Source organism: Bradyrhizobium sp. USDA 3364, from assembly GCF_054056355.1.
On record NZ_JBSRYG010000002.1, the window covers coordinates 5,065,732 to 5,077,518 of the forward strand.

Consider the following 11,787-nt stretch of genomic DNA (forward strand, 5'->3'; position numbering starts at 1 on the left):
GATGAGCGGCGCAGACGATATCGCAATCAGCCCGGTCGATCGTGCCGTCGAGCGCCTGCGTACGATCTATCGCAACTGGTTCCGCGACACGTCAGTGGCGCAGATGCGCCGCGATTGGGACCTGGCCTTTGCCGGCTGTTCGGTTCCGGTGACGTGCCAGCCTGTCTCTGCCGGCGACGTCGAGGCCGAATGGATCGCGCCGGCAGACGCACCGCGCGGCAAGGCGATCCTCTATCTTCACGGCGGCGGCTTTCGCATCGGCTCGGTCGTCTCGCATCGCGAGCTGATCGCGCGGATCGCCGATGCATCCGGCTGCCGCGTGCTCGCGATCAATTATCGGCTCGCGCCGGAGCATCGCTTCCCGGCCGCGCTCGATGATGCGCTGACTTCCTATCAATATCTGCGCGATCAGGGATTGCGCCCGGCGGACATTGCCTTCGCCGGCGACTCGGCCGGTGGCAATCTCGTGCTCGCTGCGATGTTGGCGGCGCGCGACCGTGGTCTGCCGCTGCCGGCGGCCGGTGCGCTGATGTCGCCATGGACCGATCTCGCTGCGACCGGCGCGAGCTACGAAAGCAGGGCCGAAGCCGATCCGATCCACCAGCGCGCGATGATCCTGGCGCTGGCGAAGAACTATCTCGGCAAGGACGGCAATCCCCGCGACCCGCTGGCCTCGCCGCTTTATGCCGATCTCGCCCCTCTGCCGCCGCTGTTGGTGCAGGTCGGAGATCGCGAAACCGTTCGCGACGACTCGACTGAACTGGCTGCGCGCGCGCGAGCCGCCGGCGTCGACGTCGAGCTAGAGGTCTGGGACGGCATGATCCACGTCTTCCAGATGTTTCCCGAGATTCCGCAGGCGCGAGAAGCGATCGCGTCGCTTGCGAAATTCCTGCGCAACCATCTTCACATCGGCCATGAGAGGGCGTCACAATGAACGTCATGACCTCGGACCCGCGCCAGCTCACCGAGACCGAATTCCATTTCACGGAGCAGCCCAATCTGCCCGAGGAGCTGCGCATGTTGCGCGAGCAGGTCCGCCGCTTCGTTGAGAAGGAAGTGGTGCCGCATGCCGAGGCGTGGGAACACGACGGCAAGATCCCGCGCGAGATCTATCGCCGCATGGGCGCGCTCGGCTTTCTCGGCATGCGTCACGCCGCCGAATATGGCGGCACCGACATGGGGCCGTTGGCGTCGATGGTGTTCGCCGAGGAACTCGGACGCTCGAGTTTCGGCGGCTTCACCTCGTCGATTCTGGTTCACACCGACATGTCGGCGGTGCACATCTCCTTGCGCGGCACGCCGGAGCAGAAGCAGAAGTACTTGCCGGCGATCATCCGCGGCGAGACGGTCTGCTCGATTGCGGTGACCGAGCCCGATGCCGGCTCTGATGTCGCAGGCCTGAAGACGCGCGCGCGGCGCGATGGCGATCATTGGGTGATCAACGGTGCAAAGATGTTCATCACCAACGCGGTCTATGGCGACATCCTGATCGTCGCCGCACGCACCGACCCGCACGCCAAGAGCAGCCGCGGCATCTCGCTGTTCATCGTCGAGCGCAACACGCCGGGCATCACGGCGACCAAGCTCGACAAGCATGGCTGGCTCTGTTCGGATACGGCCGAGCTCGCGTTCCAGGATGTGCGCGTGCCGGTGGAGAATCTGCTCGGCGAGGAGAGCAAGGGTTTCTATGGCATCATGGAGACCTTCCAGAACGAGCGCATCTGCATCGGCGGCATCTGCGCCGGCGAATCCGCCAAGGCGATCGAGCTGACCACGAACTATGTGAAGACACGGCAGGCGTTCGGCGGCCCGCTCTGGAACCAGCAGGGGGTGCGGCTGAAGCTCGCCCAGCTCGCCGCGAAGGCGGCCGCCGCGCGGGCGCTGGCCTATCATGCCGCCGAGCTCGCCGCGGCCGGGCAGGATTGCCTGCGCGAAGTGTCGATGGTGAAGGCGCTGTCGCCGGAGGTGCTGCACGAGGTCGTGCATGGCTGCCTGCAGCTGCACGGCGGCAGCGGCTTCATGCGCGGTACGGCGATCGAGCGCATGGTGCGCGACGCACGGGTGCTGACGATCGGCGGCGGCGCCACCGAAGTAATGCTGGAAGAAGTCGCCAAGCGAATGTGAGTTACGCCGTCGGCTTGCCCTGACCGACGGTCTGCGCGGTCACACCCGGCCTCAACCGCCAGTCTTTGCCGAAATCCGCGAGCGGATGGAAGAACAGCGGCTCAGTGGCCTCGATCTGCCGCAGCCGCTCGGCATAGTCGTCGAGATAGCGGTGCCGCGCGGCCTCGTCGACGAAGTTCACTGAATACGACACGAAGGGCGGCAGCACCTTGCAGCCGGCATAGGCCAGCGTGCCGTTCTGGATCGGCCACAGCACCACATCGAGCGCGCCCACCAGCCCGTTGGGCGCGCACATGCCGGGATAGGCGGCGGTCGAGGTCACGACCATGGCGCGGCGGCCGGCAAGGCCGCCGGTGTCGTAACGGCGGCCCGAGCCATAGATCGCGCCGTTGACGAACACGCGATCAATCCAGCCCTTCATGATGGCGGGGACGGAGAACCACCACAGCGGAAACTGCAGGATCAGGACGTCGCACCACAACAGCTTCTCGATCTCGGCGGCTATGTCGCCACTGAGCGCGCCCTGTTGCAGATTGTATTTCTGCTCGCGGTCATATTGCAGCCGGTCGGGAAACCGGCGCTCGCCGAAGTCTTCTGATGTCGCCACCGGGTTGAAGCGCATGGCGTACAGATCGGAGATCCTGACCATGTGCCCGAGCGCGGTCAATTCGGCAACCGACCGCGCCAGCATTGCAGCGTTGAATGACTGCGCCTCCTGATGAGCAAAGACGATCAGGACCTTCATGGCTCTAGTCCACCGGTTTGAAGCTGAGCGTCGCCGCGTCGGCCTGCATGATCTGCAGCTTCTGGTTGGAGAAGCGCACGCCGGGGCCGAAGCTGATCGGTGCCATCACGCCGGTCTCGACATTCTTGGTCTTCTCCAGCTCCGCGATGGTGCAGGCCCAGGTCGGCTGCTTGCCGCAACGCTCGATCGCCGCGACCAAGACCTTCGCGGCGGCGTAGCCGGTCATAGTGTAGCGGTTGATGCCCTTGAATTCGGCCTCCGAGACCAGCGGCTTGGCTTTCTCCAGGAACGCCTTGCCGGCGGCCCCCGCGAACGGCTCGACATAGTCGACTGCGTAGATGCCGTCGCCGGCCGGTCCCATCAGCTTCAGCACCGGCTCGATGCGGCCGGGCCAGAAGATACCGGTCACCGGCTTGATGCTGAGCTTCTCGAGCTCCTTCATCATCGCGATGTTCTCGGCGATGATGCCGCCGGCCAGGAACACCTCGGCGCCGGACTCCTTCAGTTGGAGCATGTCGGACGAGAAGTCCTGCTGGCCCTTCTTGTAATTGCCGCTGTAGACGACGTTCAGCTTCTTCGCCTTGACGACGGAGTCGAAGCCGTCGCGCACGGTGATGCCGTAGTCGTCGTCCTGGGTGATCAGGCCCCACTTCTTGCCGGGGCTCTTGTCGGCGAGGAAGTTGACGAGGTGGACGATGCCTTCCTCGTAGGATTGTCCGACCACGAACACGTTCTTGCGCGGAGGCTCCCACAGGAACTTGACCGGCGCGACGTCGATCACGGTCGGGATGCCGGATTTCTCCAGCACCGGCATCGCGGCGATCGACTGGCCCGAGCCCGAGATGCCGAGCATCGCAAACACCTTGTCGACGTCGATCACCTTCTTGACACCCTGGATGGTGCGCGCGGTGACGTAACCGTCATCCTCCAGCACATATTTGATCTTGCGGCCGTTGATGCCGCCGGCGGCGTTGGCTTCCGCGATCGCGATCTTGTGGCCGATCGAGGCTGCGACGCCGAGCAGCGCCGGCGGGCCGGTTAGCGGCTCGACGTCGCCGATCAGGATCTCGGTGTCGGTAATGCCGCGATCGGCGGCCGCAGCCGGGCCGATGGCAAGGCAGGCGGTGGAAAGCAGCAGCGAAGCCGCCGCCAGATGTCTGATCATTGTTTCCTCCTCATGGTGTTGTGTCTTTTCTTGTTAGTAGCGCAGCGGCCAGTGCACCCAGGTCCGCTTGATGTCGTGCCAGGCGCCGACCAGCCCTCTCGGCTGGAAGCGCAGGAACAGGATGATGACAAGACCATAGAGCATGCTCTTCAGCTCCTGCGCCCCGGTCGTGAAGGTCGCGTCCATCTGCGCGCTGAACAGGCTGAAGACGATCCGTGTCGCCTCCGGCAGCAGCACGATCAGGATGGTGCCGAGCACGGCACCGAGCGCCGAGCCGAGTCCGCCGACGATCAGGATCGCCAGCGCCTCGATCGAAAGCAGGAACGGAAAGCCCTCGACACTGACGAAGGAGAGATAGATGCCGTAGAGCGCGCCGGCGATGCCGGTGATGGACGCCGAGGTGACGAAGGCGAACAGCTTGTAGGCGTGCAAATTGATGCCCATGACGCGGGCCGCGGTGTCGTTGTCCCGGATCGCAACGAAGGCGCGGCCGACCCGGCTGCGGCGGATGTTGAGCGTCGCAAGCAGCGTCAGCGCCGCAATGGCGAGGCAGAGATAGGTGAACGCTGTATCGCTGTCGAAGCTGATGCCAAAAATCTCCGGCCGCTGCACCTGGATGCCGCGGGCGCCGTTGGTGAGCCAGCGCATTTCCAGGATCACGGTGTTGATGATGAAGGAGAACGCGAGCGTCGTGATCGCGAGATAGAGCCCCTTGAGGCGGAGCGACGGCGCGCCGACGATCAGGCTCGCCAGTGCCGGCACCACGCCGGCGCCGAGGAAACCGACCAGCGGCGGCATGTGGTACTTCGAGACCAGCACCGCATAGGCATAGGCGCCGGTGACGAGGAAGCCGACATGGCCGAGCGAAATCAGGCCGGTGTAGCCGGTCAGGATGTTGAGCCCGAGCGCGCCGGTCACCGTGATCAGGATGATCATCAGGAACGACAGCGCGTAGGAGTTCAGCAAGTAGGGTGCCGCGATCAGCGTCAGCAGCAGTACGGCCGACCAGAGCCAGACCGGAGGGGAATCGATCAGCGCAACCAACTCGCCATAGCTTTGTTTGTAATCGCCCGTGCGCATCACACCCTCTCGATGTCGCGTTCGCCGAAGATGCCGAACGGGCGGACCATCAGCACCACGATGATCATGGCAAAGCCCGCGACTTCCTTCATGCCGGAGCCGAGATAGCCGCCGGCAAGGTTCTCGGTGATGCCGATCAGGAGGCCGCCGAGGCCGGAGCCGAGCACCGCGTCGAGCCCGCCCAGAATGGTGGCCGGAAACGCCTTCAGCCCGAGTTGGAACATCGCCGGCGACAGGTCGTAGGACAGCGCGAAGAAAACACCACCGATGCCGGCGATCACCGACGACGCGGCCCAGGCCAGCGCATGCACCTTGGTGGCGCTGATGCCCATCAACAGCGCGGTGCGGTCGTCGGCCGCGACCGCGCGCATCGCGACGCCGACCTTGCTGTAGCGGAAGAACGCCCAGATCGCAGCGAGCAGCAACAGCAGTGTCGCGATCACGGCGAGTTGCCCGGTGCGCACGCCGATGCTGCCGAGATGCACGATGCCGCGGCCCATGCCGATATCGAGACCGTGCGGGTAGGCATCCCAGATGAAGTTGATCGCCGAGCGCAGGATCACGGCAAGGCCGATCGTGACCATCACGGTCGCGAACACCGGCTCGCCCAGCATCGGCCGCATCACCAGCCGCTCGATCACGAGCCCGAGTACGACCGCGGCGAGGATGGCGCCGACGGCGACGACGAACACATTGCCGCTGACCGTGATCGAGATCGTCCAGGCGATATAGGCCGTGATCATGGTCATCTCGCCCTGCGCGAAATTGACCAGCCCGGTCGACTTGTAGATCACCGCGAAGCCCATCGCGATCAGGCCGTAGATCGCGCCGATCGCGAGCCCCGAGATCAGGAGCTGGACGAGATACTGCATTCAGCCCTCCGCCTGGTAGATGACCGCAAGCTCGCGCGCGAACTTCTTCTCGATCATGGCGCGGCGCACCTTCTGCGTGGCGGTCAGCTCGCCGTCGTCATGGTCGAGCTCCTTCTCGAGGATGGCGAAGCGCCTGATGTTCTCGACCCGTGCGAACCGCTTGTTGGTCTCGTTAACAATGCGCTCGACCAGCTCGTGAACCTCGGGCAGTTGCGACAGTGACTTGTAGTTGGTGTAGGCCATCGCCCGGTCGCGGGCCCAGCGGCCGACATTGTCGTAATCGACCTGGATTATGGCGCCGAGATACTTCCTGGCCTCGCCGACCACGATCGCCTCCTTGATGAACTCGGAATCCTTCAGCGCGTTCTCGATCTCGGACGGCGCGATGTTCTTGCCGCCGGCGGTGATGATGATCGCCTTCTTGCGGTCGACCACGGCGATCTCGCCATTGTCGAGGACATCGATGATGTCGCCGGTGCGCAGCCAGCCGCCTTGTTCGAGCGATGCGGTCGAGGCCTTCTCGTCGAGGAAGTAGCCTTTGAAGACGCCGGGATTGCGCAGCAGGATCTCGCCGTCGGCATCGCACTTCCATTCGGTCTGCGGCAGGGGGATGCCGCAGCCGCCGATGCGGTGATGGCTTTCCGTCTGGATGAAGGCGACGCCGCCGCTTTCGGTGAGGCCATAGCCCTGCGACACCGGGCGGCCGATGATGTCGAAGAAGCGCAGCGTCTCCGGCGAGATCGAGGCGCCGGCGCAGAGCCGGTGCCGGCTATGGGCAAAGCCCAGGTGGCGCTGCAAATTGCGGAACATCAGCAGGTAAAGCAGCCCGTAGGCGGTGTGATCGAGCACATTAGCCTTGCCGGCCTGCCGGCGGTCGGACAGCCTGCGGCCCCAGGTGAGGCAGGCCTTGGTGAAACCCTGTCGCAGCCGGCCGCTCTCGCCGAGGCGGAACAGAAAGCCCTGCTGCAATTTTTCGTAGATGCGCGGCACGCCGACGAAGAAGGTCGGCGCGATCTCACGGATGTTGATGGCAACCGTGTCGATCGATTCGGCGAAGGAGACGGTGCCGCCGAGCACCAGATGCGTCACCGTGCCGTAGCAGCGCTCGGCGACGTGGCACAGCGGCAGATAGCTCACCGCCTCGAACGGCGTGTCAGCGATCCCTACGGTCTTGGCGTAGGCATAGGCGGCGTAGACGAGATTGCGATGGGTCAGCATCGCGCCCTTCGGCGGACCGGTCGTGCCCGAGGTATAGACGAGGATGCAGACATCGTCGGGCGCGGCCTGGCTGATCAGCCGGTCGAGCGTGGCGTTGGCCTCTGGGGTCTCCTGCGCGTAGGCTCTGCCGCGCTCGCACAGCGCGGCGAACGACATCAGCTCCGATTGCCGGTAATGGCGTAGGCCCTTCATGTCGATGCAGACGATGACCTCGAGGTCCGGCAGGCCGCCATTTTTGGCCATCGCGTCGAGCACCTTGTCGGTCTGCTCCTGATCGCCGGTGACGACGACGCGCGCGCCGGAATGCTTGACGATGTATTGCAGCTCGACCCAGGGATTGGTCGGGTAGATGCCGACTGCGACCGCGCCGATCATCTGGGCGCCGAGATCCGCATAGAACCATTCCGGCGTGTTTTCGCCGGCGATGGCGACGCGGTCGCCCGACTTGATGCCGAGTGACAGCAGGCCGAGCGCCACGGCGCGCGCGGTCTCGTAATAATGCCGCCAGGAATACGGGTTCCAGATGCCGTAATCCTTCTCGCGCAGGGCCAGCGCCTCGCCGTGCATCGCGGCGCGCTGCCGCAGCAATTGCGGGATGGTGGTGGCGGCATCCTCAAGCGCGGCCTGGAACGCGTCGGCGCCCGCCGTGGGCACAGTGCGCACGGCGTTCGCCTGGAGCGGCGGATGAGCGGTACGAAAACTGTCCAGCGTCGACATCACGCGCCCACCTTCATCGTCTCGGCGCGCTGGCCGCCGAGATAGGCCTCCGCGACCGCCGGATCGCGCTTGATCTCGTCCGGCGTGCCTTCGGCGATCTTGCGGCCGAAGTTCAGCACATGGACGCGGTCGGAGATGTCCATCACGATCCGCATCTCGTGCTCGATCATCACGACGGTGATGCCGAGCTCGTCGCGGATGTCGAGCACGAAGCGGGCGATGTCCTCGGTCTCCTCTTGATTCATGCCGGAAACCATTTCGTCGAGCAGCAACAGCTTCGGCTCGCAGGCGAGCGCGCGGCCGAGCTCGACGCGCTTCTGCTGGCCGTAGGACAGCGTGCCAACCACGGCGTCCCTGATGTGCTCGATCTCGAGGAATTCGATGATGTGCTCGACGCGCTGCCGGGCCGCGATCTCTTCTTTTCGGGTGCGGCCGAAGAACACCACGGCGTCGAGCACGGTCGAGCGCAGATGGGTGTGGCGGCCGGTCAGGATGTTCTCGACCACGGTGCCGTGCTTGAACAGCGCGAGATTCTGGAAGGTGCGGCCGATGCCGACGGCGGCGAACTTCCACGGCGAGATGGTCGCAAGGTCGATGCCGTCGAAGGTGATCCTGCCGCCGCTCGGCCGCAGCATGCCCGAGATCATGTTGAACAGCGTGGTCTTGCCGGCGCCGTTCGGGCCGATCACGCTGCAGATCTCGCCTGGCGTCACCTCAAGGCTGACATCGGCAACCGCCTGCAGGCCGCCGAAGCGTTTTGACAGGTTCTCGACCGTGAGCAGCGCGGTCACGACAGCCACCGCTTGCGACGCTTGTAATGCTTGACGTCCCGCAGGCTCCTGCGGCCGGCGCAGGAGACGCCGAGATAGAATTCCTGGACGTCCTCATTGGCCGTCAGCTTCCTTGCTGTACCGTCGAGCACGACGCGGCCGGTCTCCAGGATGTAGCCGTAGTCGGCGATGTCGAGCGCGCGCTGCGCGTTCTGCTCGACCAGCAGCACGGTCATCTTCAGCTCGTCGCGCAGCCGGACGATCACCTCATAGATGCGGTCGATGATCAGCGGCGCCAGCCCCAGCGACGGCTCGTCGAGCGCCAGCAGCACGGGATCGGTCATCAGCGCGCGGCCGATCGCCAGCATTTGCTGCTCGCCGCCGGACATGTAACCGGCGATCTGGTCGCGCCGCTCATAGAGCCGCGGGAACAGCGCGAATACCTTGTCGCGCCGCTCGCGCGCCTCGGCGCCGGTCTGGGTGTAGCCGCCCATCTGCAAATTCTCGTCTGTTGTCAGCGCCGCGAACACGCGGCGGCCCTCCGGCACCTGCACGATGCCGCGGCGGACCAGCTCGTCCGGCGCGAGACGATGCACCTCGTCGTTGCGGAAACGGATGCTGCCGTTCTCGATCACACCTTCCTCGGTATAGAGGATGCCGGACATCGCCTTCAGCAGCGTCGACTTGCCGGCGCCGTTGGCGCCGAGCAGGGCGACGATGTTGCCTTCGGGTACCGCGATCGAGACATCGCGGATCGCCTCGATCGCGTTGTCGTAGACGATCCGGATGTTGCGGAATTCGAGCAGGCAGTCCCGCTCCGGCGCGGTGAGCGGCGCTGCTTGCGGCGTCGGATGCGGGATGGTCGTCGGCATCGCGATCAGACCCGGCCGGCCGCGAGGTGCGGGCGCGCGGCAAAGATCGCATCGGTGACGATCTTGGCGGTTTCGGCGCAGGCCTGGGTGCCGCCATTGCCATATTGCTTCACCGCGTCGCCGACGCACCACAGGCCCTCGATGCCGGTCTCGCGCGGCAGGTCGTAGCCGGCGCAGCTGCGTTGCGCCGGCCAATCGTCGCGCATCACCCGGATCGAGAGGATTCTTGCCTGGTCGAAATTCGCGAACTGCTCGCGGAGGTCTTCGAGTGCGAGCGCGACCTCGGCATCCGCGTCGAAATTGCCGAGCGCCGGCACCGGCACGGCATAGGCGACATAGAGGTGCCAGCCGGGTGGAGCGAGCTCCGGACAGGTGGCGGACAGGTTCGCCATGTTGCAGAGCCTTCGTGTCTTGCCGAAGGTGACGATGCCGGGATGGTTGATCAGCGGCTCGCGGCTCGCGACATTGATGACGATGTTGGCGGCGGGGCGAAGGTCGTCCTTCACCCTGGCGATATAATCTGCCGGGAAAGCGTCACTGCCGGCAAGCGCGACGGTGGCCTTCGGCCCGGCGTTGCTGATGACGAGATCGGTATCGATCCGCACCCGCTCGCCGTTCCTGAGCACGGTGACGCCCTCGACGCGGCCGCTCGCGGTGTGGATCGCCGTCGCCGGCGTTTCGAGCCAGATCTCGCCATTGCGCCGGATCGCATTACCAAGGCTGTTCCAGACGCCGATCGTGCCCTGCGGGCAGAAACCGAACTTCTTGAACGCGCCCTTGCTGGTGAAATAGGTGAGGAAGGCGCGGGCCGGCAGTTCGGCGGCGTTGCAGGCGAAGATCGCGGCGCAGAGATTGCGGAACAGCGCGTGCACCGTGGCGTTGCTGGTGTAGCCCTTCAGCCAGTCCTCGGTCGATTGCCGCCCGTCGGGAAGATTGCCGGAGCGGGCGTCCGCGAATTTCTCCAGGATGCGCGAGGCCTGTTTTGTGAGCTGCCCGAGCAGCAGCGACCAGCCGCCGCGGCCGACATCAATCACCTTGCCGTCGATGAAGAACGAACTCGCGGGCTCCGGGGCGCGGATGTCGAGCGGGGCGCCGACGGTGTGGAAGGTCTCCTCGAACACGCCGCCGAACTCGATCGCGATCGCGCCGATATTGACTTTGAAGCCATCGATCTCCTCGGTCGAGGCGCGTCCGCCGAGCCGGTCCTTGTCGTCGACGACGAGCGTATGCAGCCCGCCATGGGCGAGGCGCGCCGCGGCGCACAGCCCGCCGGCGCCGGCTCCGATCACGACGGCATCGACCTTGTGAGCATCCACGCGCAGCCTCCCTCGATGCCGCCGGGTTGCTCCCGGCATGCGCAATCCACTTGCTTGATGACAGGCAGTCTAATATAATCCGACCGGTCGTTCAAATTATTTTTTGAGCAGGTCGAAGCCTCACGAGCGGTCGAACAGTTCTGGTGGATGGTGCCCGCAAAGAGGGGGAGGGCGCGGAGCGGCAGTAGTATAGAGAGACGGCGGCCGGGCGATTCCGGCGGCGCCGATGGTGGACGAGAGAGACAGGTATGGCGCGGACGCGCTCAGAAAATTACGACGAGATTCAGCGGGGCATTCTCACCACCGCCTGCGGCCTGTTCGCGCGGCAGGGCTACATGCGTGCCTCGATCGCCGACCTTGCGGATGCCTGCAAGCTGTCGCGCGGCGCGCTGTATCATTATTTCGACTCCAAGGAAGCGATCCTGTTCGCGATCCTCGATGCGCATATCCGCGAGATGATTGCGGATGTCGACGCCGCGATGGCCGGCAAGGCAACGGTGCTGGAGCAGTTTCGCGCCGCGATCCAGGCCATCGTCGCGCTCAATGCGCGTTCCAGCGACGAGCAGCGCGTGATCCTCAACGATCTCTCGTTCCTCGGCGAGACCGAGCAGGATGCGATCAAGGCGCTGGAGCGCCAACTGGTCGACACCGTCTCCGATCTCCTGGCCAAGCTCGACAAGGAAGGCAAGATCGTCAGGCGGACCAAGAAGATCTACAGCATGATGCTGTTCGGCATCCTGAACTTCAGCCACACCTGGTACGACCCGAAGGGCGGGATCGATCCAAGGGAGTTCGCCGACATGGTGGTGGACCTGTTCCTGTACGGTTTCACCATGCCGGTGCCGGCCAAGGACGCCGCGCGGCCACTGCGACAGCGCGCCTGAGACCGTCGCGGTTGGACGACGGAC

11 protein-coding genes are annotated in these 11,787 nt (G+C 65.0%); 3 read left to right on the forward strand and 8 right to left on the reverse strand.

Features of this window, described 5'->3' with window-relative positions; genetic code table 11:
* The first annotated feature begins 1 nt into the window (after window position 1).
* Window positions 2-934, forward strand: a complete 933-nt coding sequence (locus ACVILL_RS23980; protein WP_456731284.1) for an alpha/beta hydrolase — start codon at window positions 2-4, stop codon at window positions 932-934.
* Complete coding sequence (locus ACVILL_RS23985) at window positions 931-2,124, forward strand: acyl-CoA dehydrogenase family protein (RefSeq protein WP_456731285.1); 1,194 nt, start codon at window positions 931-933, stop codon at window positions 2,122-2,124. The genes ACVILL_RS23980 and ACVILL_RS23985 overlap by 4 nt, the downstream gene beginning before the upstream one ends.
* Before the next feature lies 1 nt (window position 2,125).
* On the opposite strand, the gene ACVILL_RS23990 is transcribed toward ACVILL_RS23985, so the two are convergent.
* The 8 genes from ACVILL_RS23990 to ACVILL_RS24025 are packed head-to-tail and all read right to left on the reverse strand — an operon-like array spanning window position 2,126 to window position 10,879.
* Entirely contained in the window at window positions 2,126-2,869 is a 744-nt protein-coding gene (locus ACVILL_RS23990) for an NAD(P)H-dependent oxidoreductase (protein WP_456731286.1), read from the reverse strand.
* Between the two features lie 4 nt (window positions 2,870-2,873).
* A complete protein-coding gene (locus tag ACVILL_RS23995) occupies window positions 2,874-4,034 on the reverse strand; it encodes an ABC transporter substrate-binding protein (RefSeq protein WP_456731287.1) in 1,161 nt (386 codons plus the stop codon).
* Between the two features lie 33 nt (window positions 4,035-4,067).
* The gene (locus tag ACVILL_RS24000; RefSeq protein WP_456731288.1) at window positions 4,068-5,114 is read right to left on the reverse strand and encodes a branched-chain amino acid ABC transporter permease; all 1,047 of its coding nucleotides are present in this window, start codon (window positions 5,112-5,114) and stop codon (window positions 4,068-4,070) included.
* Window positions 5,114-5,986 carry a branched-chain amino acid ABC transporter permease gene (locus ACVILL_RS24005; protein WP_456731289.1) on the reverse strand — a complete coding sequence of 291 codons (873 nt, stop codon included), beginning with the start codon at window positions 5,984-5,986 and terminating at the stop codon, window positions 5,114-5,116. Before ACVILL_RS24005 ends, ACVILL_RS24000 begins: the two co-directional genes overlap by 1 nt.
* Complete coding sequence (locus tag ACVILL_RS24010) at window positions 5,987-7,867, reverse strand: AMP-dependent synthetase/ligase (RefSeq protein WP_456731290.1); 1,881 nt, start codon at window positions 7,865-7,867, stop codon at window positions 5,987-5,989.
* A 53-nt stretch (window positions 7,868-7,920) separates the two neighbouring features.
* Complete coding sequence (locus tag ACVILL_RS24015; RefSeq protein ID WP_456731291.1) at window positions 7,921-8,712, reverse strand: ABC transporter ATP-binding protein; 792 nt, start codon at window positions 8,710-8,712, stop codon at window positions 7,921-7,923.
* On the reverse strand, window positions 8,709-9,563 hold the full coding sequence (locus ACVILL_RS24020) for an ABC transporter ATP-binding protein (protein WP_456731292.1): 855 nt from the start codon (window positions 9,561-9,563) through the stop codon (window positions 8,709-8,711). The genes ACVILL_RS24015 and ACVILL_RS24020 overlap by 4 nt, the downstream gene beginning before the upstream one ends.
* Window positions 9,564-9,568: 5 nt before the next feature.
* Entirely contained in the window at window positions 9,569-10,879 is a 1,311-nt protein-coding gene (locus ACVILL_RS24025) for a phytoene desaturase family protein (protein ID WP_456731293.1), read from the reverse strand.
* A gap of 248 nt (window positions 10,880-11,127) precedes the next feature.
* On the opposite strand from ACVILL_RS24025, the gene ACVILL_RS24030 reads away from it, so the two are divergent.
* On the forward strand, window positions 11,128-11,763 hold the full coding sequence (locus tag ACVILL_RS24030; RefSeq protein WP_456731294.1) for a TetR family transcriptional regulator: 636 nt from the start codon (window positions 11,128-11,130) through the stop codon (window positions 11,761-11,763).
* Window positions 11,764-11,787 lie beyond the last annotated feature (24 nt).

What these genes read in the sequence shown, in the direction of transcription:
- ACVILL_RS23990 (WP_456731286.1), bottom strand. Translation starts at nt 2,869, where the DNA reads ATGAAGGTCCTGATCGTCTTTGCTCATCAGGAGGCGCAGTCATTCAAC.
- ACVILL_RS23995 (WP_456731287.1), bottom strand. Translation starts at nt 4,034, where the DNA reads ATGATCAGACATCTGGCGGCGGCTTCGCTGCTGCTTTCCACCGCCTGC.
- ACVILL_RS24000 (WP_456731288.1), bottom strand. Translation starts at nt 5,114, where the DNA reads ATGCGCACGGGCGATTACAAACAAAGCTATGGCGAGTTGGTTGCGCTG.
- ACVILL_RS24005 (WP_456731289.1), bottom strand. Translation starts at nt 5,986, where the DNA reads ATGCAGTATCTCGTCCAGCTCCTGATCTCGGGGCTCGCGATCGGCGCG.
- ACVILL_RS24030 (WP_456731294.1), top strand. Translation starts at nt 11,128, where the DNA reads ATGGCGCGGACGCGCTCAGAAAATTACGACGAGATTCAGCGGGGCATT.
- ACVILL_RS23980 (WP_456731284.1), top strand. Translation starts at nt 2, where the DNA reads ATGAGCGGCGCAGACGATATCGCAATCAGCCCGGTCGATCGTGCCGTC.
- ACVILL_RS23985 (WP_456731285.1), top strand. Translation starts at nt 931, where the DNA reads ATGAACGTCATGACCTCGGACCCGCGCCAGCTCACCGAGACCGAATTC.
- ACVILL_RS24020 (WP_456731292.1), bottom strand. Translation starts at nt 9,563, where the DNA reads ATGCCGACGACCATCCCGCATCCGACGCCGCAAGCAGCGCCGCTCACC.